Annotated in this window: 18 protein-coding genes; 4 read left to right on the top strand and 14 right to left on the bottom strand. The window is 58.4% G+C overall.

Annotated features, from left to right (window positions below; all coding sequences use genetic code 11):
* The first annotated feature begins 100 nt into the window (after positions 1-100).
* Positions 101-313 carry a DUF1289 domain-containing protein gene (locus D1223_RS02690; protein WP_119374852.1) on the top strand — a complete coding sequence of 71 codons (213 nt, stop codon included), beginning with the start codon at positions 101-103 and terminating at the stop codon, positions 311-313.
* On the top strand, positions 310-846 hold the full coding sequence (locus tag D1223_RS02685) for a retropepsin-like aspartic protease family protein (protein ID WP_119374851.1): 537 nt from the start codon (positions 310-312) through the stop codon (positions 844-846). Before D1223_RS02690 ends, D1223_RS02685 begins: the two co-directional genes overlap by 4 nt.
* On the opposite strand, the gene D1223_RS02680 is transcribed toward D1223_RS02685, so the two are convergent.
* Both D1223_RS02680 and dusA read right to left on the bottom strand, forming a co-directional pair.
* Positions 833-1,660 carry a sulfite exporter TauE/SafE family protein gene (locus tag D1223_RS02680; RefSeq protein ID WP_233352891.1) on the bottom strand — a complete coding sequence of 276 codons (828 nt, stop codon included), beginning with the start codon at positions 1,658-1,660 and terminating at the stop codon, positions 833-835. The genes D1223_RS02685 and D1223_RS02680 overlap by 14 nt on opposite strands.
* A complete protein-coding gene (dusA, locus tag D1223_RS02675; protein WP_119374849.1) occupies positions 1,657-2,658 on the bottom strand; it encodes a tRNA dihydrouridine(20/20a) synthase DusA in 1,002 nt (333 codons plus the stop codon). Before dusA ends, D1223_RS02680 begins: the two co-directional genes overlap by 4 nt.
* A 227-nt stretch (positions 2,659-2,885) precedes the next feature.
* Between dusA and D1223_RS02670 the strand changes: the two genes are divergently transcribed.
* A complete protein-coding gene (locus D1223_RS02670) occupies positions 2,886-3,827 on the top strand; it encodes a site-specific integrase (protein ID WP_233353011.1) in 942 nt (313 codons plus the stop codon).
* 104 nt (positions 3,828-3,931) lie between these two features.
* Here the strand turns inward: D1223_RS02670 and D1223_RS02665 are convergent, their stop codons facing one another.
* Complete coding sequence (locus tag D1223_RS02665; protein ID WP_119374847.1) at positions 3,932-7,723, bottom strand: ATP-binding protein; 3,792 nt, start codon at positions 7,721-7,723, stop codon at positions 3,932-3,934.
* 330 nt (positions 7,724-8,053) lie between these two features.
* Between D1223_RS02665 and D1223_RS02655 the strand changes: the two genes are divergently transcribed.
* Complete coding sequence (locus tag D1223_RS02655; protein WP_119374845.1) at positions 8,054-12,370, top strand: NACHT domain-containing protein; 4,317 nt, start codon at positions 8,054-8,056, stop codon at positions 12,368-12,370.
* A gap of 132 nt (positions 12,371-12,502) precedes the next feature.
* Here D1223_RS02655 and D1223_RS02650 read toward each other — a convergent pair whose 3' ends face one another.
* The 11 genes from D1223_RS02650 to D1223_RS02600 form a co-directional block, all read right to left on the bottom strand.
* Positions 12,503-13,924 (bottom strand): hypothetical protein, encoded by a 1,422-nt coding sequence (locus tag D1223_RS02650; protein WP_119374844.1) that lies wholly within the window; start codon positions 13,922-13,924, stop codon positions 12,503-12,505.
* 82 nt (positions 13,925-14,006) lie between these two features.
* Positions 14,007-17,015 (bottom strand): TrlF family AAA-like ATPase, encoded by a 3,009-nt coding sequence (locus D1223_RS02645; protein WP_119374843.1) that lies wholly within the window; start codon positions 17,013-17,015, stop codon positions 14,007-14,009.
* Between the two features lie 142 nt (positions 17,016-17,157).
* Positions 17,158-17,559, bottom strand: a complete 402-nt coding sequence (locus D1223_RS02640; RefSeq protein WP_119374842.1) for a ribbon-helix-helix protein, CopG family — start codon at positions 17,557-17,559, stop codon at positions 17,158-17,160.
* A gap of 3 nt (positions 17,560-17,562) precedes the next feature.
* Complete coding sequence (locus D1223_RS02635; protein ID WP_119375258.1) at positions 17,563-19,530, bottom strand: conjugal transfer protein TraG; 1,968 nt, start codon at positions 19,528-19,530, stop codon at positions 17,563-17,565.
* A gap of 113 nt (positions 19,531-19,643) precedes the next feature.
* Positions 19,644-21,356: a DUF3363 domain-containing protein gene (locus tag D1223_RS02630; RefSeq protein ID WP_158588380.1), complete on the bottom strand. Its 1,713-nt coding sequence runs from the start codon at positions 21,354-21,356 to the stop codon at positions 19,644-19,646.
* A 395-nt stretch (positions 21,357-21,751) separates the two neighbouring features.
* Positions 21,752-22,297 (bottom strand): S26 family signal peptidase, encoded by a 546-nt coding sequence (locus D1223_RS02625; RefSeq protein ID WP_158588379.1) that lies wholly within the window; start codon positions 22,295-22,297, stop codon positions 21,752-21,754.
* A 2-nt stretch (positions 22,298-22,299) separates the two neighbouring features.
* Positions 22,300-22,542, bottom strand: coding sequence for a helix-turn-helix domain-containing protein (locus tag D1223_RS02620; protein WP_112062485.1), 243 nt, complete (start codon positions 22,540-22,542; stop codon positions 22,300-22,302).
* A 180-nt stretch (positions 22,543-22,722) separates the two neighbouring features.
* Positions 22,723-23,046, bottom strand: coding sequence for a DUF736 domain-containing protein (locus D1223_RS02615; protein WP_045656687.1), 324 nt, complete (start codon positions 23,044-23,046; stop codon positions 22,723-22,725).
* Positions 23,047-23,506: 460 nt separating this feature from the next.
* Positions 23,507-25,534: a ParB/RepB/Spo0J family partition protein gene (locus D1223_RS02610; RefSeq protein ID WP_119374839.1), complete on the bottom strand. Its 2,028-nt coding sequence runs from the start codon at positions 25,532-25,534 to the stop codon at positions 23,507-23,509.
* Complete coding sequence (locus tag D1223_RS02605; RefSeq protein WP_119374838.1) at positions 25,531-26,004, bottom strand: hypothetical protein; 474 nt, start codon at positions 26,002-26,004, stop codon at positions 25,531-25,533. The genes D1223_RS02610 and D1223_RS02605 overlap by 4 nt, the downstream gene beginning before the upstream one ends.
* Positions 26,001-26,195, bottom strand: a complete 195-nt coding sequence (locus tag D1223_RS02600) for a hypothetical protein (protein ID WP_119375257.1) — start codon at positions 26,193-26,195, stop codon at positions 26,001-26,003. Before D1223_RS02600 ends, D1223_RS02605 begins: the two co-directional genes overlap by 4 nt.
* Positions 26,196-26,199: the final 4 nt, after the last annotated feature.

Below are 26,199 nucleotides of genomic sequence, written 5' to 3'. Positions count from 1 at the left end.
CATAGGAATGGGGGCAAACCGCCTGAAAGACCCGTTGAAGTCAATGAAAGATTCGTGATTTTTTGCCAATCTACGACAAAAGTCGCACAGTGAAATTGAAATGACGAAAAAGCCAATTCCCATCATGTCGCCCTGTCAGTCCGTCTGCGCCGTGGACGGCCAGACCGGATTTTGTCTTGGATGCGGTCGGACGCTGATGGAAATCGGCACCTGGACCAAACTCACCCATGAGCAGCGCCAGGACGTGATGAGCGTGCTGGGCGACCGGATGGATCATCTCAAATCGCTCGGAAAGCTTGGCCCGAACGCATGAGCGCGCGCCTGGTCTCCACGCTGATCAGCGCAGCCGCGATTGCCGGCGCCGTCGCCATCTTCGTCGTGCCGAAACTCGACGAAACGCCTGAACCTGATTCCAGCCGGCCAGCCGCTGAAATCAACTCGGCGACCACAATGCCCCAGCCTGCCGACACAACACGGCGCCAGGCCGTGCTCTCCATCCGGGACGATGGCCACTACTGGGCGCGAACGCTGGTCAACCGCAAGGCCAGCGTCGACTTCATGGTGGATACCGGCGCCAGCACGGTCGCGATCACCCAGGACGATGCCCGCAAGATGGGGCTCTCGCCCGATGAACTCGAATATATCTGGGAGATCCGCACCGCTGGCGGCCTTACTCATGGAGCGAGCGTGCGGATCGACTCCATCAAGATCGGTCAGGTCGAGGTGAAGAATGTCAGCGCCATGGTGATGCGCGAGGAGCTGACGCAGTCGCTTCTTGGCATGAGCTTCCTGCGCGAGCTTTATTCCTATGAGTTCCGCGGCGATCGCCTGATCATCCGCCAATAACCTTCCAGACCATCCGAACCGATACGACCACCAGCAGCACGCCAAAGAGCTTTCGCAACAGGCCGGCATCGAGCTTGTGAGCGAGGGACGCGCCGACCGGCGCCATGGTCACCGTGCAGATCGATATCAGCGCGAAGGCGGGCAGGTTCACATGGCCCAGCGAGAAAGGCGGGAGACCGGCCTTCCCAATGCCATTCCCGATCGCAACGGCCGCCCCCGGCAATCCGATGGCGACACCGAAGCCGGCCGCTGTGGCAACAGCCTGATGGATCGGCCGGCCGCAGACGGTCATCAGGCTTACGCCGAACGTTCCACCGCCAATCCCCATAATGGCCGAGAGCGTCCCAAGCGCGCTGCCAAGCCCCATCCGGGCCGGGCCTTTGGGCAGGTCTTCAGCCAGCCGCCAGCTGGGACGTCCGAAATAGAGCTGCATTGCCAGCACCAGAAGCAGGGCGCCAAAAATGAACGTCAGGACGTCCTTCGACACATAGCCTGCAATGGACTGGCCAATAACGGCGCCCAGCACGATCCAGGGCGCCCAGCCGCGGATGACAGCCCAGTCGACCGCCCCCCGCCTGTTGTGCGCCATGACGGAGCGGATCGATGTCAGGATGATGGTCGCAAGCGACGTCGCTATGGCAACGTGCATCGCGGTTTCGCCATAGCCGAGCGCCGTCAGCAGGAAATAGAGGACAGGCACGATGACCGCTCCGCCACCGATCCCGAACAGGCCTGCAGCCAGCCCGGCGGCAAGGCCGGCGGCGATCAGGGAGACAAGCAGGATGCCGTATTCCGAGACGAACGCGGCCATCATGCCGGAACAACGTGCGGCGAAACATGGGACAGCGCTTCGTCCAGCACTTCGAGCCCCGCACCAGCTCGAACGGCTTTTTCAGACAGCGTACGCCGCCAGCCTCTTGCGCCAGGCTGGCCTGCGAAGAGGCCCAGCATATGCCGCGTCATGGAGGACAGTTTCACCCCCTCCTCCAGGCGCGCCGCCATATAGGGACGGTAAGCCTGCAGCCCGTCCAGACAGGCCTGCATATCGAAAGCGTCATGCCCCTGCCCGGTCTCGAGCAGCCGGTCGACATGCGTCAGGACGTGGGGCGTCTGGTAGGCGGCCCGCCCAAGCATGACGCCGTCGAAAGTCTTTAGGTGTTCAGCGCTCTCGCCGAGCGTCTTTATTCCACCATTGAGGACAATCGTGAGCTCGGGCCGCTCGGCTTTGAGGTCGGCCACCAGGCCATAATCGAGCGGTGGAATGTCCCGGTTCTCCTTCGGGCTGAGCCCGGAGAGCCAGGCCTTGCGCGCATGCACGGTGAAGACCTCACAGCCGGCATCGGCGACCTGATCGACAAAGCCGAACAGGGTTTCGCGCGGCGGGTCATCATCGACAGCAACCCGGCACTTGACTGTCACGGGAATGGATACCGCCTGCCGCATCGCGCTGACACAGCTGGCCACGGTGGCCGGCTCCTGCATCAGGCAGGCACCAAACCGGCCGGACTGCACACGGTCCGATGGGCAACCGCAATTGATGTTGACCTCGTCATAGCCGAAGCTTTCCGCGATCCGGGCTGCCTCGGCGAGCTTGTGCGGGTCCGAACCGCCAAGCTGCAGCACAACCGGGTGCTCGTCAGCGCTGAAGCCAATCAGGCGGTCGCGATCACCGTGGATCACGGCATCTGCGGTCACCATTTCGGTCCAGAGCAAGGCGCGCTTCGACAATGCACGATGGAACATCCGGCAATGCCGGTCCGTCCAGTCCATCATCGGGGCAACAGAAAATCTATAGGCTTGATTTATTTGCATTTTTTCAGTAGTTTCAAAGGGCTAAAACAAGAACGTGTGCACTTTTTTGGACAAATTTGCACACGCTTGTACCGGTTTTGATCTGTCTGTGCACACGGAGCGCACACGAAATGGCGACGATTGTAAAACTTCCCTCCGGAAGCTGGCGGGCCCAAGTGCGGCGCAACGGGCGGTATGTCTCGAAGAGCTTCAAGCGTCGCCGTGACGCGGACGGTTGGGCCGTGGACATGGAACGCCGCATCGACCGTGGCGAAAGCGTCTCCAAAGCTCGTCCCAAACATCTCAATACACTTTCTGATCTCGTCGACCTCCACATCGCGGACATGCACGAGTCCCGCAAGCCCCTGCGCCGGTCGAAGTCCTACTCGCTGAACAAGCTAAAACTCGATATCGGCCACATGCGCATCGATCAGATTGATCGCGAGACCGTTGTCGAATTCGGACGCCAGAGATCTCATGAAGGCGCTGGCCCTCCGACGATCGCGATGGACATATCCTATCTGAAGACAATCCTTCTTCATGCAAAAGCCGTGCATGGCGTCCATACACCAGTCGAGGAAATCAACCTTGCGCGCGTTGCACTCAATAGGCTCGGCCTGATCGGGAAAAGCCGGGAACGGGATCGCCGACCCTCGCAAGAGGAACTCGATGATCTGTTCGAGTTCTTTGACGCCAATGAGCGCTACCGCGCTCCGATGAGCCGGATTGTTCGCTTCGCGATCGCAACGGCAATGCGTCAATCTGAGATTTGCTCAATCCAGTGGGATGATGTCGATATGAGGCGGCGCATAGTTACGGTCCGTGACCGAAAGGATCCCAGGCAGAAAGACGGCAATCATCAGAAAGTGCCTCTGGTCGACCTCACTGGGTATGACGCCTGGGAGATCATCAATGAGCAGCGCCGGTCCAGTAACAGCACCGGCCGCGTCTTTCCACACAACCCACGCTCAATCGGAACCGCCTTCAGGCGCGCATGCGCCGACCTCGATATCGAGGACCTGCACTTCCATGACCTACGCCACGAAGGCACAAGCAGGCTCTTCGAGGCAGGGTTGAAAATTCAACAGGTCGCCTTGGTCACAGGCCACAAGGACTGGAAGATGCTGAAGCGCTACACACACCTGAGTGCGGATTCCATTGTTGCTCTCGCCTTGGGCAATACACGATAGCCGGTGCCTGTGCCGAGCGGCCGGATAGCGCATCCGGTACTATCCGGCGAATTCAAACCTCAATTCCAACTGGCTTTGTAAGAAACATTGCGCGAAATCGCCCTTCAGTCAGCTGCCGCCTCGGCAATGGCCAAATCGAATAGAGCCAATCCCCAATTCGCAGCGAAGTGCGAAGGTGAATCCGACACATCATTTGTCAAACGCTCACACAAGCGGGTATCTACAGGCACTGTAGAAATCTCATCATCCAGGCATTGCTGAGCTTGCAGTAGTAATCCTATCGCGACACCGAGCACATCGGATAGATGAGTTTGCATCGCATCGCTCAGGCTGCTCGAACTGTCAGAAAGACCCCGTATTGCCGCGTCAAATGCGATGGCCTCAGCCTCATGCAATTGGTCAATAGCTCTCCGTGCTGCGATCATAGAGATGAAACAGGCGCTTTCCATCGCCTGCCTAGCTTGTCGGGCCAGAGGTGTGTCGGCGAACCGATCGCGGAGAGTGTCTGACCAGTATTCTCCGAAGGCGGCATCCTGGCTTGCTCTACCGCTAATAAGCCGCATCGCCCAATCCTGAAGGATACGACCTGAAACCACAGGCACAATTGTGACCTGCTGCGGGTCGTCAAATTGCTCGGAAACAACCCGTATCCCTTCCTCAAGCGCTTGTTCAGCGAACTCGTGGTCCCCAACATCCAGGAGAACAGTCACGCGATCGATCGGCCAAGTGTAGACATCACCATCGTGAGCTTTTCTGAGAATCTCGGTCTGCAAACCGGACGCTTCCATGGCGCTGCCCAGCTTGTTGAGATCCGCATTCATCTGCTGATTCAAACGCCTTGATGCCAGGTTGGCAGCAAACTTCAGCGCATTCTGGCTGGTCTTCGATGTGTTCTGATTAGATTTCCGAGAGCCGAATTCTGACTCGAGCGCGAGCGTGCGAATCTGGCTGCACCGCTCTGACATGTCTTGAAGGGCTTTATGAGGCGGTTGTTCTGTATGCTTCCATAGTGGGTGCGAGAGATGCGCCAATAATCTACGCGAGCCCTCTCCAGCGGCCAGGGCAAGCAGAAGTGGCCGACCATTTTGTTCGCTTCCAAGTGCGTCAAGTTTTGCGAGCACGTGATAAAAGATATCCACAATCGTATTCGCGAGCGACGGAACAGTTTTCCCGTCAGAAGCGCAGTGTTCGACTTTATCCGCTGGAAAGGCCTGCAGCGACTCAATCAATTTGATTGCATCCTCCCGAAATCCACCCGAGAACGCAGGCCGTTTCCCCTTTCCCCATTTTTCCGTTACCCGCCTGAGCAGGCTTTCCGTGGTTCTTGTGGCATCCGCCAGTCGTGCAGCCATCTCCGCCGGGGATTCAGAGTCCGACACGACACGGACTTTTGATTGGAAAGCTCTGTTCCACGCCGCTTCACTCGGAGCAGGCAGATTGCTACGGGGAATCGTCTTGGAAGCGAGGACGTGGCCATCGATCAGCATAGATCCGCCATTCGGCATGATCGCTTCGCAATCGCATCTGACGGCATTTGGGAATAATCCGGCCATTGCATCGCAAACCTCTACCAAGACATCATTGAGGTCCTGCTCACCAAGAGGGCCAGCTAGTAATCTGTCGCACCTCGCGACAAGACCGATCTCTTGTTCCTGAAATTCGACGGGCAGCAACCATGGCCGCTCACGTGCCAACCGCTCTCCCAAAGCGGCAGGCCCACCGAGTTGCTCTGACAAACCAAGTGCCGCGGAATGATCATGGGCCGCCAAAGCACGCATGAATTCTGCAACACGCAATATGGGTGCGGAGCCAAAATCAACTTGGCTAAACTCGATGTCGACTGGCAAAGATTGCGAACCGATCATCGGTGAGACAGCGGTTACAAGCGCTAACACTTCATCTACTGTTTTCGGCTGCGGAGTGTTGGGTCTTGTTTTCAGGCGATCGACCAGTTCGCGCCGAAGGTCGCCTGCCGGCCTCGCTCGGAAAGCTTCTACGGCAGATTTAAACTTTCCGAGATCGCCAAGGCCCTTGAATGCATTCATATCGACGCTGGGGGCCGCAAACATCGACATAACGTCCAGAAACCCGCGAGCGATCTGATGAGTCTCAGCCACCTCGATCATGATCCTGGCACGTCTCTCCAGACTCGCGTGCCCTACCCCCAGGAAGACTTCAGCCCAGATTTTCGCGCTATCTGCTTTTCTAAGAAGATCGGCCAGTGCGTCCAGTACCAGATCACTCGGAAGCAAACTTTCGGCGGCAAACAGGCGGTCAACAAAACGGCTGAGCGTATCGGATGTCACCACCCTCAGGGCTGGTGCCAAAGTATCGATGCGGAGATAGACCAATTCATCATGCAGACGGTTGTCCAGAGCCTGCGAGCGCAGGTCGTGTAGCCCGCCCAACACGCCAGGCGATCGCTCCCGAATGACATGCTCATCGACAAGTCGTACAAGCGCCTTGGCGGCACTCGACGGATCGATTCCGGTTTCGGTGGCGAGCCTTTTTGCATTCACTTCACCGCCATTGCGATTCACAAAAGCGGCGAGCCGCAGTAGTGCCAGCTCATCAGCCCGCCCTTCCTCTTCGCGCCTTGTGATCTGGTCACCAACGACTTCAGCTAACCGCTTGCCGCTGGTAAGCAAGGAGAGGTACTCCATGACCAGGCCAGAGGCCTCATCAAAAGCAGTCCGCCAGTGCGGCGCGCTTGTCTCTCCACGGGCCTGAAGTGCCTCATAGAGATTGCGCGCCAGAACGTCATCAAGGCCAACCGGAATATTCACCGTACCGGCTGTGCCCGTAAGCAGTCGCAAATCCTCGTTTCTCGCGGATGCGACAAGCCGGACATGTGCCCGGGACGCAAGATCTGCACTCAAATCATTCCACAGATCTGGAGCTGCGCCCGCATCATCAAGAAACACAGCCACCGGCGCCGAAGAACGAGGTCGCCGGGAATCAATGAATGCCACTATCGACGGCACATCCAGCGAGCCTGCCAAGTCTGAAACACGGAAGACCCGATGCGTGTCCGCCAGACGGCGAGCAATACGCCAAAGTGCTGAGGATTTACCTGCGCCGGACGGTCCACACAACAGCGTTCGGCGTCCTGCTTCTGAATTCAGCGCCACCGCCTCCAGGTCGGCGCGTTCCAATACAAGCCCTGCAGCCACGTGACCCGGCTGGGCTTTCACGCCCCTAAAGAACCCTGGCTCGTCGAGCGCTTCATTGAAATCGATGGGTTCAATGAGGCCGCCGAACAATGCCCTGTTTGTTGCCGCCGGATCGACTGCGGTGAGTCGTCCTTCAAGACGGCGTTCGACTGAAGATGGCGTCAGACGGACGCGGTTTGCATAAGTGACGTTTGCATTGGCTTGAGCGGTCTCCGCAACAAGCTGGTGGAGATCGGCTGCCAGCAATTCCGCGACCGCATCGGAAACTTCGAACCCCTGAACAAGCGCCTGTCTCAGCAGGTCAAACGCATCGCTGACCTGAACGGTATCGGCGGGCATGGTTTCAAACACCGCTTCGAGACCGGGCTGGACGATATCTCCTACGGGCTTTTGAAGGCAGAGCGCGACGTAGCGGTCGGGATGACCATCACCGTGTCTGGACTTCTTGAGCGCCCCCTCCAGGAAGCGAGCGCGTTCGCTCTCGGAGAAGCGCGCCTTGTCCGTTGACTTGATCTGCAACCAGAGTGGCCGCTCCGGCAGATCGACCACACAATCCTCTTCACCTTCAGGAACGACAGCGCCCAGCGGAAAATCCCCGATCGCCTGGCGCGCGAGGATCAGCGCAGTTACCAGCCACTGATAGTGGAAGCCCTTCCCTGCATGTGCGCCTGATCGGCTATTTCGCCAAATCGCTTCGCTGGTATTTGCATTAGAGTCTGTCATGGCGTGGCAACGATTTTGAAGATTGGATCACAGCGCAGATGTTCATGGTTTGTTTATGGGGCGATTCGGTGTAATTAAACGTAGTGGTAGAAAAGATTTTTGACCGGCCCATGAGTGTGAAAGCGACCTCAGCTATGGAACGCGACTGCCGCAAGGACTTGTCTGGCATGACGCTTTTGCGACCGGGGATCATGCCGGCACCTTACGTGGTCGTCGAAGGACGCTTGCACAGAATGCATGACGAAAGCTCGGAGCCGCGCGATTCAGGCATGTCCCGCCATACAGCGAGAGACTTCAAGCATTCACTCAAGTCGACGCTCCGGAGTGCAGATGGCTAAACGCCCGATCATTCAACTCGATCGTCGATTTAAGTCCCTCAGCGCAGGTGAAAAAGATGACAGCGAAACAAACGCCTTGCGTTTGGCGCTTGACCCCCGTGCCTACGGCGAAACCTGGGAGACGGTGAGAAGCCATGTGATAGCGGTGGTTCGGGCAGGTGCCGGCTCCGGTAAAACCGAAGAGTTCCGAAGCCAGATCGCTCGCCTGAGAAATGAAGGGAAGACTGCATTTTTCGTCCGTCTTGAAAAGCTCGCGCGCAGCTCGCTCGCAGACGCTATTTCGAATGAAGATGGTAATCCAGATGGTGCGTTTGTGTCCTGGAAAAAGCGCGGGGGGCCCGCGACCTTTTTCCTAGACGCACTCGATGAAGCCCGGCTCCCACGGGGCGCCAATGGTGTTGTTCTCGATGGAGCTCTAAGAGCTTTCGAAAGCGGCGTTGCACCCTGGGGCAAAGATGTCCATGTTATGTTTTCGACCCGCAGCAGCGAGTGGCGTGATGAGATTGACCGGCTCAAGATCAGATCCTGTTCGCAACGGTTACGCCAATTAGAGCGCGATGATCAACTGGAAGCGAACGCAGTTGGTGTCTACGCGTTGCTGCCACTGCAACGAGACCAGGTGTCCAAACTCGCCGATGCCAATAATATCGATGGTCGTACGTTCGTATCTTCAATCATTGAGGCTAAGATCGAGTCTCTCGCACAGACCCCCTTCGAAGTCGGTTTGTTGCTCGACATATGGGACAGCAATGTTGCTTCAGGAATGGACGGAGCCGCGGGGTTCAGGAACCGATCATCCGTCTTCGAACAAGCCGTGGATCACAAACTACGACCCACAGATACTGGGGAGAGACGATCCGAGCTGAGTGTTACGTCTGTACACAAGGGTGTACGGGCGCTTGCAGCAGCGTCGACACTCACTGGATTGAGAGATTTTTCGCTATTTGAGGTGGGTGACACAGTTATAGACCCCCGCCCCGTACTTGCCGCAATCGATACGGACTGGAACGAAGCAAGCATCCGGCAATTGCTCAGCTATTCATTCTTTGATCCGGACTCCGGGGGGCGTGTCAGGTTCAGCCACAAAGAACTTCAGGATTATCTGGCTGCGCAATTCTTCGACAGGGCCATCAGGAGGCTTGGCGGGAGTTTAAAGCCAATCGATCCCCTTATCGGCAAATTCGCTGATCAACTTGTTCTGGATTCTGCACTTCTCAATTTCTTCGGCTGGCTTGCGACGATGAATCCAATCGCTCGGCGCAAAATCACAACCATCCAACCCTCTCTGCTAATGGAGACGGGTGATCCTTCTGTGTACAGCTTGACCGAACGGCAGGACATACTCAATGCGCATGGGGCTCAGTATAGGAACCGCAATCGCAGAGGCGAATGGTTTTACGACACCGATCTCAGCGTTTTTGCGCAGGCCAACCTTGCGCCGACAGTCGCCACTCTCATTGAGAGCAGTCCATCTGACGAATTTCGGGCAAACCTGATTGATCTCGCCCGCACGGGCATGATGACTTCGCTTGCCGACACTATCTGCAGCATCGCTTGCAACCCATACCTCGCCTTGTCTCTACGGAAGACCGCGAACGAAGCGCTACTGGAGCTTGGCAAGAGCGCACACCGGGAAGCAGTAAGGGATCAGGCGCTTGTTCATATCCGTGGCGCGACCACGATTGAGCCTGACAAGGCCGGGGACTGGAACGGGTACGTACTATCCAGTGCGTTGGCTTTAGCAGACAGTGCACAGTCCCTGGAAGATTTCCGGCCTTTTTTGTCTGCGCTATCGCGCGAACGCAGAAACCAAAGCTCCGGCAACAGCAGGATTGCCCGGGTACTTGTAGAACGATTTCAGCAGCCTGCAGAAGACTGGCTCGCGTTCATTCTGGAATTCGTTCGCGGTACGCGCGACGGCCAACATGATCGCTTGCTTCGCTGCGTTCCGGAAACGTCGGTGTTACTACCTGCTTTGGCAACTTGCTTTCTCAAATGCATCGAGGAAGACAACTTGAGCCAATCCGTCCCGTTGCTGGACGCGATAGAGATATGTTGTAGTGTTTCCTATCGGGACGGCGACTTCGGATATTCGAAATCGATCAAATCCATCGCCGAGGCACTACGCCCACACACTGAACTGAAAATGGCGTTGCTGGAGCGTCGGTGGAGTCTGATCCCGGACAGACGTCCTGTGTCTGGAGGATATGAAATTGTCCATCCGCTCGCGATGGGCGAAGGTCATGACACCCCGACATTCTGGATATCAAAGGACGTCGAAGCACTTGTCGCAAGGGCCAAATCAACAACGGGAGTGGAGTTACAGCAAAGATTGGTCAGCGCCGCTGATGCGATCTGGCATCACTTTCCAGACATTGAGGATCGAAAGTCGAGCTACAAGGCTGTCTCGGCCTTTGCTCGCCAAAGCAAAGACAGAGACATTCGCCGGCGTTTCTCACCGCCGCGTTTCCGGTCGTTCTTCAGATTGCAGCACTGGCTGGTGCACCAGCGCGGATATGCCAAGATCCGGCGCCGAGCCAGAACAGCATTGGAAGAGCCGTATCGGCGGGTCAAAAAGTCATATGATTTCTGGAAACACCGACACCGGATTCGGTCCGGCAAGGCGTTGAGGTTCCTGACTGACATCGCTCACGCTCAACCAAAGGGAACACAGAATGGAACCGTCACCACCCACTTCGACTGGGTGGAAAAAACGTACGGCATGAGAACCGCGAGAGATATTCGTCAGGGCTACGTGGCAATCTGGCGTGGCTATCGCACTCAGGAGATCGCAGGCGAAGATAAGAATTGGGCGATAGCTCAAGCTGCGGTTCGCGGGATTGAAATTGAACTCGAAGAAGGGACATTGAGCCGGACTGCCGATGATGCGCGAAGGGCGTTTGCAATTGCGTTTCATGTCTTGAACTCGCTTCCCGACTGGATCGTCGCCTTCCTTCCGGATCATGGAGATCTCCTCGCCTCCATGTTGGAAGAACCTGCCCGGAGCGCGCTCCGCAATGGGGGGCACCCTCAACGCATTCCTGCAGAACCGTTGAGCAGGTTGCGCTACGCTCCGCTTCCTATTCGCCGGGTAGCGGCGCCCGTCATCGCTGCGGCTTTGCGGGAGAATTCCCTGTGCCCGGTCGAGAACCTTGAAGCAGCACTGGCAATCATTCTCCATACTGAGGAAACTGGCATTATTGATCGAGACTGGGCCACGTCATCCTTCCGCGCAGCCGCAGCAAGCGGAGAGCTGGAACGTGCCTGGGTTTGGATGGTATACTTATATCGCGCGGATGCCGCTTTCGCCTGGCGCATCACAGAGCCATGGATCAGGCATGTATGGCCCACAGGTGAAACAAGCCCCTTTATCGGCTTTATGGCACGCTACCGGGAAATGATGGACCGCGCAGCTGACAGTCAGAATCAGGACGACCTGCAACATCGCCCCGAAATCCTTCTCAACCTTGCCTTGATCGGCCTACGCACTGCGCGGCCCGAAAGCGATCCATGGCATGAAGGTGTCTATTCGCCGGGCATACGGGATACGGCGGCTGAACAAAGGCGATATTGGTTTGAGCAGCTCTCCCAAACGGGCAACGAGGATACATACTGGGCACTCCGTGCTGCGGCCATTTCTCCGGAACACCTCAGCGACCGGGACACCTTCAGCTATCAGGCCGATCGCCTTGCCAAGTCAGCTGCAAAGCCTACGTTCATTCGGAAGGGCGATATCAACGCGTTTATGTCGTCATTCGGCGCAGCACCCAAGACGCGTGAGCAGTTTTCTTCCTACGTAAAGAAGTTGGTGGACACGCTGCTCTATCGACTCGCTAATTCTGATCACGATGAAGCACGTCCATATCGAAGAGGCAGGACGCGCGACCTAGAACGTGATGAAGAAGATCTGCGCAATTGGCTGAGCGCCAGACTTTCAGAAACTGCCGACAACATCTTCACAATCACACGCGAGGCTGAGGCGGCGCGCAGAAACAGGACAGACATCCTGATTACCGCTCGCCTCAATGGCCTAGGGTGCGTTGTGATCGAAGTGAAACTGGCAGACCGCGACCACTGGTCGGGTGCCGAACTTGTGACAACACTTGAAACCCAAGTACGCGACAAATACCTGCTCGAAGACGAAAAGCACACCGGACTGCTGGTACTTATCAACACTGCGGGAGGAGAGTTCCAAAAATCGCTGGATCGGACTCCTATATCGTTTGAAGAGCTCGTCGGTGCCTGCGAACGTGCCGCGCAGGCGCTAAATGGCAACAAGTCCTACGCGGTATCAGCGATCAGCCTTTAGGAACGTCGAGGCGCTAGGAACCAGGCGTTTTCCTGAAGCAATCAAGTCAGAGCCCCAAGTTACGCCCGTTCTTGGGGTCATGGTCCCTCCCCTTCCGGCTGAGAGCACTGACCAAAATTCTCCCCGCCCGCCTCAAGACCAGGTATCAGAATCCCGTGCCCGGATCGTTGCAGCAAGGCGCTTCAAGTCCTCAGAACGGCCAACAGCCTGACCGATGGACAGTACAACGAAATACAGTCCTTCCATGATATCCGCCCGGAGCTTGTGGTGCAGATCGGAGAGCAAAGTCTCTTCGGCAATTGACGCCTTGGCACGCCGTCTGGGTCCTTGGCCCAACCCTCTGACATGAACGCCGCCAACTGATGACGCGAAGTATCGGATAATGTCCTGCCGCCGGATCGGCGTGCCAAGCCGTACAGCGCCCGGTGCATTCAGAAACTGGTCTAGAAACATCTCGGTCTGGCAAACGGCCGTGAGTTCACCGCCATTATCTTCCACCCGCGCATCACGCGAGACGTGAAAGGTCTCCAGGGCGAAGCCCTCATCGGCATCGGCCGGGATGCCGGTCGAGGGATTATCGCAGCGCGCGGCGCCGATCACCGAATACTCCACGCCATCCAGTGTAGCATTGCCCACGACGAGCGACACGATATGCTGCAAGTTCACTCCGCGATGTTCCAGCAATGCTTCAAGGTCGGGAGCAACAAGTTTTGGTTGTTTCTCGAATCCGCATTCCCTCCAAGCCGCCCCAAGCGCATCATCATTGAGAAGCCGGCGCAGCGCAGCCACGCCTTGCCGGATCTCCGTATTGCTTGGCGGTTCGAACAGCGTACACCAACGATCGGCGAACCATTCAATGTCCTCCGCCACAGTCCCGAGCGGATCAGCGGGCCTCTGGAACGCCTTGCCGCGCCCTCGCGCTCCATGACGAAGTTGTTCCAGCATTTTCCGATCCAACAAAAAGGAAAACTGGTGACCGCCTGCCAGACGCGCAACGAGAAGAGGACGGCCGCTTTCCGGCTCCTCGCCAAGCAGAACGAACTCAGCCTCACGCGGCTGGATGTTCAGGGGCCTGATCTTTCCGTCTGCCTTCTCGAAGGTCTCATCCTGCCATGCCCCCGCCTTTGTGGCGGCAACATCCAGCAGGCTCGCCATCATGCCGCTCTGATCATAGGGGATTTCGACATGATGCTCGAGCCCGCTCTTCCCGGCGAAAACCAGCACCATGTCGCCTGTCTCGGTGTTGACGCCGCCATTGAGCGCGACACCGACTTTCGTCTTCTTTATGATCTTGGCGGCATCTGGCGCTGAGACGGTTTCCGCCAGCAGTGCATCGAGCTGGTCCCGAAGCGCGTGGGCATCGCTCCGGCTAAACCGCATCCAGAGCTCGGCTCGCTGCGCCCCCTGCCCCGAGACCGTATCGCTCCTGGCTCGAACAGCCAGCCTGTAAGGCGCCTTGTTCTCCCGCTCCAGCCGGAGCGGTGATGTCAGATCGAACCAGAGACGCGAAGGTCCCTCTTCACCGTCCTCTCGCGCAAGCACGTAAATCACCATCCGAGATGTCCGCCTTTCACGCGCGTATGATCGCATGAAAACGTACAGGATGACTTAAACTCACACGGTATTTCCCGGCGAGTCAGCCATTTGTCAGCGTGACGCGGAGACGTCTTGCTCGCTCCCGGAAAGCCCGTTCACCGCCTTCAAGAATGTCGCAAACCTGAGCGCGGATGTGAGAATCCTCCAGACCCCCACACTCATAGCTGAGGTCCGGAAGGCCGCCCGGATTGTGAGGGCCGCAGTGGGCCACGATCACCTGGTCGGCGTCAGCATTGACGATCAGATTGGCATTGTGCGTCACGATAATGATCTGACGGCGATGCTTGGCAGAGCGGAAACGTTCGACCAGTTCCTCGAAGATGGATTTTGGATCCAAGTTTTCTTCAGGTTGATCGATGATCAGCGGACGGTCATCGTCGCGGTCGATTGCAAGATACAGAAGGAGAAGGACAATCCCTCGTGTTCCCGGTGAGAGACGCTCAATTTCTACGCTATCATAAGTCAGGCTGTAGGAGACCGATACATGCTCGGTCCCATAGATCCAGGCTGAAATCTGTCGGGCCCACTGGCGATATTCGGCAAGCTGAGTCTTGCGATCATAGGGTGAACTCTTGATCAGTTCCTGGTCGTGAGCACTACGAAACGCCGCCATGGCCAGCGCGACGGTTTCGCCGTCCCCCGCCCCCCAGGCCGCCTCCAGATGTGTTTGCGCTGCCGCCAACAATGCCCCACGGCCACGAAAGCCGTCTCCCCGGCGCAAATCCAGTAGGTCCTCACCCGCTTTCGCCCATGCTTCGATATCGACATGCCGGCGGATAGATACAGACAGTCGTGCCACGGCCCCTTCAGCGGCCTTCAACTGGACTTCCAGCGGGGCATAGAGGGTTCGCAAGGCGGACTCCTCCGCCAGAATGCCGTTGAAAACTCCTGCATAGTCCTTCCCGCGCTTCTCCGACAAAGCGTCGATGCGCGCCTGCGCCGTCTCCGCATCGGCAATCTTCACCTTCAGCTTGTCCAGTTCGGTGTTCGTCTTGGCAATTTTCTCGGTAAGCGAAGCCAATTGCTTACGCCTCTGACGATCTACACCGATCAACGCCTCAAGCCGGCGCGCCTCGGCTTCAAGGACACGCAATGAGACGTCATTCAGCGCCGTATCCGCAGGCAACAGCGAAATGTCCGAAGGGGCCACTTCGCCGGATTCGTCAACTGCTTGGACAGGCGCTGCGCCGCTCAGTCGTTTGATCTCAGCTTCTACGGTTGCAAGTCTGGCTTTCAGAAGAGCGTCCACATCGCCGGCGAAGTCTGTCAGAAAGAGCTTCCATTCGTCCTGCTCAAGTCCAGCATCCGCCCGCTCCCGCGTGAGACGGCGGACATAGGCAGGTGCGGTCGTGTCCCGGTGTTCACGAACATCGGCCTGCAGCAAATGTAGAGCGCTCTTCTGACGATCCAGCTTGCCGATGGCCTGACGTTTCGACTCTAGAGCCTTTGTCACATCCTCAAACGCCTTGGCCGTGGCTGCATTCTCTTTTGTGATGAGACTGCGCTTGGCAGACTCGTCCGACTTGATCGTCTTGTCGTGCCCATCGGCGAGCGCCCTCCATTTTTGAAGCGCGTCGATCTTGTCCCGTTCGGCGGCAATTTCTTCCACCGTCGCGGCAATGCTGCGCTCATACGACTGGCGTGTCTGTCGCCCGAGTGCGGCACGAATATCCAGAAGCTCGTCGAAACTTGTCGCGCCCTGGCGTGTTTCCGCCGGATGCGCGGAATAAATGACTCGCTTGATTTCGGAGATCAACTCGTCGGTTGCACCGGCGGCAGAACACAGCCGCTCCACGAATTGCTGGGAGAGATACTGTACCCGCGCGTCATCAAGCATGCCTTCCAGATCGACATGTTTCAACTCATTCCCGGTCTTCCCACCATCCGCCCATTCAAGCTGCGCTTCCTCATCATAAATGTATTCCTGCGCCCGTTGGACAAAGGACCGCTCATTCACATGAGCCGACAGGGAATGCGCCCCGGCAGCAATCATGTCGGCAAGCGCAGTCTTGCCCGACCCACGTGGCCCGATAATGCCCACGAGTCCCGGATTGAGCGGCACGCGGCCAGCTATAAACCAGGATGCATTGTTCACTCCAACACTCTCGATCACATTGGCCGCTATCGGGCCGGTCGGTGGAGTCGAACCGATCACCACACGGCTTTCAGGTTCCATACAGATCTGCCGGAGGCTTTCGAAATTGAGATCGCCCTTGATCCAGGAATACCGGTCCTTGTCCGGCTTGCCGACCCTATCCACCTGATGCGCGTCACTGCCATGCAGGCAGGGTTTGAGGCTGCCATAGGCTTTGGTGATCTCGTCGGCCGATGCGTGTCTGGACTTGCCGAGCCAATAGTCCCGGTCTGAAGGCGAGCCGGAGAACATGATGTGAGCAGCCTGCTCGATCTTTCGTCTCAACGCTTCCAGAGAAGCATCCGTCTGTAGACCCGATGTGCCATCGGCCCGGTTGGTCGCTACGGCGATCAGCGCATTCTTGCGGATCCAGTCGCTGGCCTCCCATTCTTCGACAAACTGATCGAATTCGACCTTGAACTGGTTGACACCGGCACGTAGCGCCTGCGCATCCGACGTACAATCAGGGTCATGGGCCCGGCCCAGGATACGAAGATCTTCTTCGGTGCAACCATATTTCTCCCCGCGATAGCGGAACGTCAGGCGGCTCAGGAAGCGTTTGGTCTGGGCAACGTGATCCTCATCCTCCGGATTGATGAGAAGGTGAAAATTCACAGCGCGCGATCGGTCAGTGCCGGTCGCCAGTCGCAGCTCAAGATTGGGAAATATGAAACCGACGCTGCCTAGGCGCTTCGCACGCTTTACTTCCACGATGCGTTCATAGCTATCCAGGAGATAATAGTCGGTCACGCCGATTGCCTGAATCTGCGGATTAGAAGTCTCTAACGCCTCAATGTATTCATCCCACGCCTTCTCGCCGCCAAACTGATTATTAAGAACTGTTCCAGGGGCATGAATATGTGGATCCCAGCGCCGCCACAGAGATCCCTTTGACAGGGTATGTATTGTCGTCATTGATCAACCTGAAGTGTCCTAACGTGAGTCCTTTTGTATTTTTGTAGAACTCCGTTGTCTAACTCAGAACCACAATAGACTTGCCGCGCAATTCACATCCTGGTTGCGGGCGAATAGTAAGTGGCGAATCCAAACTTCTTCCCTAAGGACCGGATTTGAGTCTCTGAGCAACATTGCTTTCACTGCATACTCTATGTGCAACTTGACCAATAAAGAAATCAAACCTTCTCTGCCCAAGCGCGTGCGCCGCTTCCCGCTCCCCTTCCGGAAGAGGATCCGTCCTGGTCAGCCAATAGAGAACAAACTGACCGAGTGCCTCCAACGTGAAGCCGACGTCCCGTTCGATTTCACCCTGCCGAATATCAAAGGCATCCAAGCGTACCAGAATGCGTTCCTCCCACTCAGATTTGGCCTCAGGATCAAAGTATTCCCGAAGCGCCTGCTCGATGATGGCTGACTTCGTTGCACCAGGTCTCTGCGTTGCCTTATCAAGCTTAGCGTAGATATCGGTCGCAAGACGAAGATTGATCCGTGGCTTCGGCATGTCTCAGAAATCCGGCAAGGTGTCAGGGTCTGCCAGATCGAGCGCTGCTGCACGGCGAATGGTTTCGAGATGGCGCGCCTCGAATGGATCTGGTCCCTCGTCATCAGGCAGCTCAGTATCAGGTTCCTGACCAGGGCTTGCTTTCTCAGGCGGTTCAACAAAATCCGGTGCCAGCTCCAGCCCGCCTTCATTAGCATGGCTTGGCACAGCCCCGTAGTCCGACACACCCCGCCCTCCTTCTATCGATCTAGACCAGTCGTCCGCATCATTCTTGGAAGCAATCTGAACACCAGCGGTCGACAACACCCTTCGTGTGAAATTCCGATCCTCAAAATAGCGCAGCTTCTTCGCCTGCACAGGCGGTGCGCCAGAAACCATGACAATCGCATCGCTTGCCGGCAGCTGCATGACCTCTCCGGGTGTCAGCAACGGCCTCTGCGTTTCCTGGCGAGACACCATCATGTGGCTGAGCCAAGGGGCCAGTCTGTGGCCTGTATAGTTCTTCTGGGACCGGAGCTCTGTCTTCGTGCCGAGTGCGTCTGATATCCGCTTGGCCGTCCGCTCATCATTTGTCGCGAACGCGACCCTGACATGGCAATTGTCCATGATCGAATTGTTCGGACCGTAGGCTTTTTCGATCTGGTTGAGCGACTGAGCGATAAGATAAGCACGGATGCCATAGCCTGCCATGAAGGCAAGCGCAGACTCGAAGAAGTCGAGGCGGCCAAGCGCAGGAAACTCATCTAGCATCATGAGCAGTTTCCGTCGTTTCGGGCTCGGTAGTTCCTCCGTCAGCCTGCGACCTATCTGGTTGAGGATCAGGCGCATCAGGGGTTTCGTCCGCGACATGTCGGATGGCGGACAGGCGAGGTAAAGCGAAACTGGCTGTTCGGCGTCCACAAGATCCGTGAGGCGCCAATCACTGGCTGACGTCACCGCAGCGACGACCGGGTCACGGTAGAGCGCCAGGAAACTCATAGCGGTCGACAGCACACCGGAACGCTCGTTTTCGGACTTGTTCAGGAGGTCTCTCGCGGCTTCAGCCACGACAGGGTGAACTGACCGTCCTCCCGCCTCATCTGTCAGATGCTTCGTCCGCATCATTCTTGTGAGCGTTGCCGTGAAGGTCCGGTCCGGATTAGAGAGGAACTTCGCACACCCCGACAAAGTCTTGTCCGTCTCGGCGTAGAGGACATGCAGGATCACACCGACAAGCAGGGAATGCCCGGTCTTTTCCCAGTGATTGCGGCGTTCAAGCGAACCTTCCGGATCGACCAGAATGTCGGCGATGTTTTGTACATCCCTCACTTCACACTCGCCGCGCCGGACTTCAAGCAGCGGATTGTAACGCGGGGAACGGCGATCGGTCGGATCGAACCGGATGCAGGCCGAGAAAGTCGAGCGCCAGCCGGATGTCAGCTCCCAATTCTCTCCCTTGATATCGTGAATGACTGCGCTGCCTGTCCAGGACAACAAGGTCGGGACAACCAATCCCACCCCCTTCCCTGAACGGGTGGGTGCAAAAGCCATGACGTGTTCCGGTCCATTATGGCGGAGATAGGCATGCCGGACCTTGCCGAGAAACACGCCATCACCTGCCAGCAGACCATGACGCTTCAGTTCGTGCGGTTTGGCCCAGCGCGCTGACCCATATGTCGTGACATTGGCAGCGTCCCGGCTCCGGATCACCGAACCGACGACGGCTGCGAAGATGCCGAGCAGTCCTCCGCTTGAAGCAATGAGGCCCGCGCGCGCAAACACGTCCGGCGCATAGGCCTCATAGGCATACCACCACTGGAACAGGCGCCAGGGTTTGTAGACCGGCATCTCGCCCGCCAAAAACCAAGGGTGCCCGAGAGCCGGCTGGTATCCGAACATATAGGCCGTCCACTGTGTCGCCCCCCAGATCGTCAGAACGATCAGAATGAAGACAATGAGGACCTGACCGAGCAGGATTTTTCCGGGGCGCATGGCGAGGTCCTTTGCGTCGAACGAAGGGCCCCCATCTTCGATCACCAACCGGTACCTCCAACAGTCGGACACGATGGCAAGTCCGGCAGCCTGATGCAAAGGCAAGCAAATGCCTAGCGCGACAGGCCGCGTTGCCGGCTCATACCGATCGTCCATGACACGCCCTGGGCGGTCCGTTTGGCGACCAGCTCGCGCCCGCGATGACGCTCGATCTCAGCGCGCCATGGGACCAGTGCAAATTCCTTCGCATTGCCGATGACCGCAACGCGCCCGGAACCAAGATTGATTGCGCGCTCATATTGTCCCGTGATCGTGTCACCCGTCTGAAGCTCGATCTGTTGGCGCCCGGACTGATTGGCAATTCGCGCGACAGCCGCGGCATGTTCGCTTTGCCTGAGCCGGCCCCGGGCTTCTGCATCGAGCGTATTTGCATCCGGTGCCAACAGTCCCTGTTCCCGCAGCCACGCGATCCGGGCTTGCCGCGCAGACCGCAACCGGCTTCCGTCCTTGTCCCCGTGTCCTTCATCCAGCCAGGTCACACCCCGATGCGTGACCTGCTCTTCCAGTGTGAGCCAGGACAGGGTTTTCAGGCTGACACCCCCTGCCCGATCCGCTTCAAACGCGACCGCCTTCTCAAGATAGTTATTCGGAATAGCCCAGCTCCCATCCTGCATCCGTTCGACCACGCCTGCCCGCCGGAGTGCTTCCAGGCGTCTGACATGAGCTTGCCGGAACGCGGCTGTGGAGGATGGATCGGCCTCAGCATGAAGACGCTCGGAATAGCGCCCGCCTGTGTTTTCAGCGATATCTGCGATCACCCGGTCTGAACTCCGTTCCTTCGCCTTGCGCGACCCGACTTCGACGACTGCTCCTTCCGGAGGTGTGGAGCCAGGCTCCGCCTGCCCCAGATCGACAAGCCATTGCCGCCCATCAAGATCCTCCACAACAATCGATCGGCGATCACGCAGCTCATCGTCCGGAAATATCGCCAGAACAGTACCTGTGAGCTTGCCGCCTGCTGTTCGCTCTGGATCGAAGCTTGTGAGCCGTTCCACACCGTCCTTCTGGCCGAACCTATGTGCCAGGGTTGCGATCACATCATTCCGGCGGCCCATGTCTGCGAGCGTCCTGTCCCAGTCTGGCTTCATTTGCCAGCGGCCATCCTCCATCTGTGTAGCCAGGCCCAACGGTTCCAAATGGCTGAGCCGTTGAAGCCGGAGGCTGCGATCAAATCGCCCCGCTTCACTTGAGGCATTCCTGCTGATCACCAGTTCGCCCCCTTCAACATCTCGTAACATGGCCCGATCGATTGCAGTCAGCCTGTCCCGCTGAACGTCGGCGTGCCGCGCCCGCGCGATCTCAAGATCGCGGCGCGGCCCCAGCCGGTCCGTGACCAGTTCCGACGCACGCATGCGGAGACCCGACCTCAGATAGTCTGGCGCAATGACGATATCCTTGCCCCGCGCATCCTTTCCGCGAACAACAATATGCGTGTGAGGGTGGCCAGTATTGTGGTGGTCCACAGCAACCCAATCGAGGCGTGTGCCGAGATCGCGTTCCATCTGTGTCATCAGCGCGCGTGTGTGTTGGCGGAGATCGCCGAGTGCTTCCCCGTCTTCAGGTGAGACGATGATGCGGAACTGGTGCCGATCACCTTCGCTGCGTTCGAGGAAGTCTGAGGCGCCCGGTATATCACCCTCGCGTCCGTAGAGCTCACCGCCATTTCCGTCCCGCTCAACGCCATCACGCTGTATGTAGTGAAGATGCGCACGGAAGGCTCCGATTCCGGCGATACGTCCGGCGCGCGATATGTGGAACTTGACCATGACGCGCCGCATGCGGAACGCAGCTATTCTACTGCGCTGAAATTCCAGCTGCCTCGCCGTAGCCGATCCCCGGCCCAGACTGCGCCCAGAATAGCGGCTTGCCTTACCCTTCGGGCCAAGCCTCGCAGCCACACTTCGCAAGCGCTTGGAAAGCCGCTGACCATCTGCCTGTCCACGATCCCTGCTCCGGCCCAGACGTGGAGTGAAGTCATCATCCACTGGCAAGACCGCCTCCTACTACCTGGCGCCCCCACAATCTCCAATAACTACGGGGGACTACGTCCGTTCGCCGAGCGTCTCGAAACCGCGCAAAGGGCGCCTGAAAATCGATGTGCAGACAGGGTGTTAGGCAGGGCCTGGCGCCAAGCGTTTTATCTTGCCCTACCGGGTCCGCCTCAGAAATCCTGGCCACGCTCTGCATCGCCTTGCATCGACATGTCCGTAGTCCGTCCATCCGGGCTCCAGAGGAGCACAACAACCCCGCCAAGATCGTCGATTTTAGTCGGTCCGAAATAACGTCCATCAACCGATCGCGGATGTTGATTGAGCAGAAAAACTTCGTCTCCTCCCAATACTTGGCAGCCTTCCCAAACCGGCATCGCACGCCCCAGAGTGTCGGCACCCAAAGCCTCCGCGACATGGATTCCTTCCACCAATACAGCGCTACCGTCCCGGCAAATTTCATCGCCCGGAAGTCCGACAATCCGCTTGATGAGGGGCCAGTCCCTCCCGACGTAACCGCGCGCAGCAGCCCAATCCGCTTCACCGCTCCGGGCTGAGACGATGACCCAATCGCCTCTTGTGAATGGGTCATCGCTCAGCCCGTAGAGCCCTATCGGCGCGCTGCCTGTCCGGTTCCAGAAGAGACGGGCACCCGGATCAAATACCAGTCCTGCAACAGCCGCCAGAATTCCGGCGGCCGTTGCGGAAACCCAGTGCACCCTCACTTCTTTTTCTCGACGCGAGTAGACGTGGACGAGAACATCTGGCGCTCGGACCATGCCATCAGACTGGCACGCGTGTAGAAGACGCGCGCGCCATGCTTTCGATAGATCGGGCCCCTACCTTCACAGCGATAGTGGTCAAGCGTCGAACGTTTGAGGCGGAGAAAGTTCGCGGCCTCCACCACGTTGAAGAGGTCGTTGTCGTTCGCCGCCTGAGGCGCCGTTGTATCTGCATCGCTCATTGTTGTGCTCCTTTCACTGATATCTGTGCGATGCGATGAGACTGCGCGATCCTGCGCGGGATTTGAGAGGAAAAATGCGTGGCCCGGATTTTTCCCCTCCCCTGTTCACCATGCTTCTGACATGCGGAAAGCCGCCCCGGAGGCTTGCTCCGGGGCGGATCGAAGGGGGGCTTGGAACCGTCAGTCTTTCGGGTTCCAGAGGATCACGTGGCGGCCTTTCTTGCCCTTGACTGGTGCGAGGTTCGCGTAGATCCGGCGGGGACCGATCTGCGGGTCTGCGAGGGTGAGCGAGACATACTCCCGTCCCGAAGATTTCGCCTTGCGCATCCAGCCGCCGCCGATTTCGGTCGAGGTTTCGCCGGCGAAGATGCGGTAGTCCGGCTGGCCTTCTGCGGCTTTCTCGCCATTCTTCTCGATGCGGATGGCGGTGCTCAAGTTCATCATGGCGAGGGTGCCTTCAAAGCCGGCCTTGGTCTCGCTGACATATCCGAGTGCGTTTGCCATTGGGGTTCTCCTTTTCGTTCCTTTGGCTTTGTCTCCGGGGACCCCTTGTCCCCGTCGACGCCGGACCGTGAGGACGTGCTGTCCCGGGCCTGAACCGCTTGCGGGCGCAGCAAAGCGAAGCACCGGACGGGCGGGGAATTTTGCTGCGCGAGGAAGCCGCGAAGCGGCGGGGAAAATTCTTCGTCCGTCCGGTTTCAGGGCCGGGTCAGCGCGTCCAGGTCATACGGCAAGAGACGGGAACAAGGAGGTCCGAAGACTGCTGCCGATGGAAGGGAGGAACTTCTTTCGGTAATCGCTTCAATTTGTCTGCGAGGCTTTGAGACGGGCGTCTTTTTGGCAGACATTCTGAGGGATGAACCATATTGGCACTGCCGTCCGTATCCCCGAACCCGAATGCGAAAAGCCGCCCGATGCCAGGCACCGGGCGGCTCGCGCACTGCCGGAGGGGAGGAGACAAACCTCAGGCAGCGTCTGCTTCGCAAGGCTCCGTTTCGGGCTCGAACGTATCCTCGTCCTCACCCTCGAATAGGCTCGCAATCCGGGTCCAAGCCTCGACCGTCGCGCAACCCGCTCCTTCGACAAGGCGGGTTGGCGGCACCTGCATCCAGCCGGGACGCCAGCCGGGATTGGCGGTGCAGTCCACGCCCTCGATCCGGTTCTTGATCAGCGCCTTCTGGACCTTGCCACTCTCCTTGGTGACGCTCTCGGCCACACTCGGGGAAACAATGTCCGCGACCATCGCATTGATCGCCCGCTTGTCTCGGAGCAGGTCGAAGAAAGCATCGTCCGGCGTCCAGTAGCGGCCAAGGTCGGTGCCGCAAACATGCAACACGGACTCGACCACTGGACCGCCCGCCTCGAGCGTTTCGGCCATCGTGAGCGCTAGAACCTGCATGACTTCCTCGTCGGACATTGCCAGCAGGGCGGAGAAGGTTTCGCAGAGCGAATAGGCATCGCCATTGGCGCGCGGGCGCATCGCGCCGAGCGCACCGAACAAGGCCTCAACCCGTTCGGACGCGGCAACGATTTCGGCCCGTGCAATGGAGCCCGCTACGCTCTCATGCGTCTCGTTCTTCCGCGCGCCACAGACATGAGCTCGCACGTTCCAGAGAGAGGAGCCGGTGATGGCATGCGCCACCATCAGGCGAAGGGCGATGGCAGGTGCAGCCAGCAGGCTTGCGGCGGCAGCGCCGTGCCGGTGGTGGCCAATATAGTCCGCCATCGGGCCGGACATTTCAGGCTTCGTGTCTGCCGATGGGCACGCCTCTCCGTCCTCGGTCTGGCGCTTCGTCCGGCGCGCTTCCGAGGCCTTCACCCAGCCCTCATGGAAGGTCACCGTGCCGTCATGGCGCTGCTCGACATAGATCTTGCCGCCCTTTTTCTTGGTGGTCTGGACATATTCCCAGCGCTGGAAATACGTCCCCCGCTCAAGACAGACCACATCGGCCCAGCCACGGGCCAGGTATTGCTCGATCCGCGCTGACACTTCTTCTGTCTGAGCCTTCCAGAAAGCCTCAGCATCCGCAAAGACAGCGCGTTCCCCGAACAGGTCGGATGTGACCGCGCCTTCATAGCGTTCTAGCTCGAACAGGGCCTTGTCTGTGGTGATCGTGCTGCCGCCTGTCACCCATGCCTTGCAGGCGCGCCCGAACGGCGCGCGTTCGGTTTCGCTGTTCCACAGCTTCAGCCATTCGGCCTGCTGGGCAGGTGTTGCCAGCGTCAGCGCGCGGATCGTCTCGCGGTCGATTTCATCCTCGGCGTAGAGTTTGCGGATCGGTGCGGCGAGGCCCGCAAGGGCGAGGACGCGGCGCACAAGCAATTCCGTTACGCCGAAGAATGCGGCGATATCGGCAGGTTGCTTGCCTTCATCCGCGAGCTTCCTGAACGCCACATACTGTTCCATCTCGGATGCAGGCAGGCGGGCGACGTTCTCGATGATCGAGGCCTCGATTGCGGACGCGGCGTCTTCCTCGCTCATGATGGCGCAGGGTACGAGCGGATTGGTACCGGTTTCCTTGGCAAGTTCGAGGAGCGCGAAGTAGCGGCGGCGGCCTGCAATGACGCCATAGCCGTCGCCTTCACGGCGGACAAGAAGTGTCTGGCGGACGCCTTTCTCGCGGATCGACGGAAGGATGTCGGACACGTCCGGCTTCTTGCGTCCGTGCCGCATGTTGAGTTTCGACACGCTCAATTGGTCGAGCGGAATATGGGTAAGGTCGGGCTGTGCCATGGGGGGCTCCTTTTCTGGCGGATAAAGGGAGAGGCCAAGCGCCCATGCCGGGCCGCTCCAGTGAATGTCTGAATAGGGGAAGCCTTCGCGGTCGAAGGCAGGGGCCGGGTCTGTCCGGCCCCAGTCATAGTCGCGGACCGCAATGCGCGGGGCTCGCCCGGCAACCCAGATTTCGACAACGCGGTCGTCCTCGACGACCAGCGTCATCTGAGGTCGCGGACCCAGAATCCGTTCTGCTTCGGAGAGGGCGCGGCTCATACCCGCGCCTCGCCTGCCGGGGCTGCGCGGAGGCGCGCAAGCACGGCGCGGGCCGTGTCCAGCGCTTCCGGCAGGAGTTCGTTCGCAACCTCTGTCAAATAGGCATTATCCGATCCCGGATAATTGGCTTCGACACCCCAGAGGCTGGCGGCGTGCGCATCTAGCGTGACGCCTTCCAGCGCGACGGACAGAATGATCCCGCAATAGAACCAGTCGCCCTTGCGCCATGCGTCCATGACGGCTTCAGCCTCGGCTTGCGCCTTGGCGAACCGCTCGCGGAACCCGTTACCGGGGCCGATAAATCCGGGCGCATCCTTGTAGAGTGACGGCCAGAACCCATCCTGTCGCTGGTCTGGTGCGTCCGGACAATCGTCCTGGACAATAACTGCCATGATTGTGAACCCGTCTGCCTCACAGGTGATCGCGTCACCGGGACAGACGAAATTGGCAAAGCGTTCGAAAAAGCTCATGACACCCTCCGAATCTCGAAGCCATGCAGTTCGCAGAGGCCGCGCAGCGCCAGTGCCTCGCCGTCATCAAGCTCGTCGCCTGCCTGACGATAGATGCTGCCCTGCGCGAACCCTGCCGGAGTCTTCACAACGTGTGCCCAGCGATAAGGGCCACGGCCATCTTCGCGTGGTCTAGTCTGGTATCTGGCCATGACG

The organism is Henriciella mobilis (assembly GCF_003576285.1).
In the GTDB taxonomy this organism is placed as follows: Bacteria; Pseudomonadota; Alphaproteobacteria; order Caulobacterales; family Hyphomonadaceae; genus Henriciella; species Henriciella mobilis.
Note: the sequence above shows the minus strand (reverse complement) of the source record. Positions and strands in the feature narration are given on the sequence as shown.

Coding starts and splice junctions, on each gene's coding strand:
- D1223_RS02690 (WP_119374852.1), top strand. CDS start 101: ATGACGAAAAAGCCAATTCCCATCATGTCGCCCTGTCAGTCCGTCTGC.
- D1223_RS02685 (WP_119374851.1), top strand. CDS start 310: ATGAGCGCGCGCCTGGTCTCCACGCTGATCAGCGCAGCCGCGATTGCC.
- D1223_RS02680 (WP_233352891.1), bottom strand. CDS start 1,660: ATGATGGCCGCGTTCGTCTCGGAATACGGCATCCTGCTTGTCTCCCTG.
- dusA (WP_119374849.1), bottom strand. CDS start 2,658: ATGCAAATAAATCAAGCCTATAGATTTTCTGTTGCCCCGATGATGGAC.
- D1223_RS02670 (WP_233353011.1), top strand. CDS start 2,886: ATGGAACGCCGCATCGACCGTGGCGAAAGCGTCTCCAAAGCTCGTCCC.
- D1223_RS02665 (WP_119374847.1), bottom strand. CDS start 7,723: ATGACAGACTCTAATGCAAATACCAGCGAAGCGATTTGGCGAAATAGC.
- D1223_RS02655 (WP_119374845.1), top strand. CDS start 8,054: ATGGCTAAACGCCCGATCATTCAACTCGATCGTCGATTTAAGTCCCTC.
- D1223_RS02650 (WP_119374844.1), bottom strand. CDS start 13,924: ATGGTGATTTACGTGCTTGCGCGAGAGGACGGTGAAGAGGGACCTTCG.
- D1223_RS02645 (WP_119374843.1), bottom strand. CDS start 17,015: ATGACGACAATACATACCCTGTCAAAGGGATCTCTGTGGCGGCGCTGG.
- D1223_RS02640 (WP_119374842.1), bottom strand. CDS start 17,559: ATGCCGAAGCCACGGATCAATCTTCGTCTTGCGACCGATATCTACGCT.
- D1223_RS02635 (WP_119375258.1), bottom strand. CDS start 19,530: ATGCGCCCCGGAAAAATCCTGCTCGGTCAGGTCCTCATTGTCTTCATT.
- D1223_RS02630 (WP_158588380.1), bottom strand. CDS start 21,356: ATGGTCAAGTTCCACATATCGCGCGCCGGACGTATCGCCGGAATCGGA.
- D1223_RS02620 (WP_112062485.1), bottom strand. CDS start 22,542: ATGAGCGATGCAGATACAACGGCGCCTCAGGCGGCGAACGACAACGAC.
- D1223_RS02615 (WP_045656687.1), bottom strand. CDS start 23,046: ATGGCAAACGCACTCGGATATGTCAGCGAGACCAAGGCCGGCTTTGAA.
- D1223_RS02610 (WP_119374839.1), bottom strand. CDS start 25,534: ATGAGCCGCGCCCTCTCCGAAGCAGAACGGATTCTGGGTCCGCGACCT.
- D1223_RS02605 (WP_119374838.1), bottom strand. CDS start 26,004: ATGAGCTTTTTCGAACGCTTTGCCAATTTCGTCTGTCCCGGTGACGCG.
- D1223_RS02600 (WP_119375257.1), bottom strand. CDS start 26,195: ATGGCCAGATACCAGACTAGACCACGCGAAGATGGCCGTGGCCCTTAT.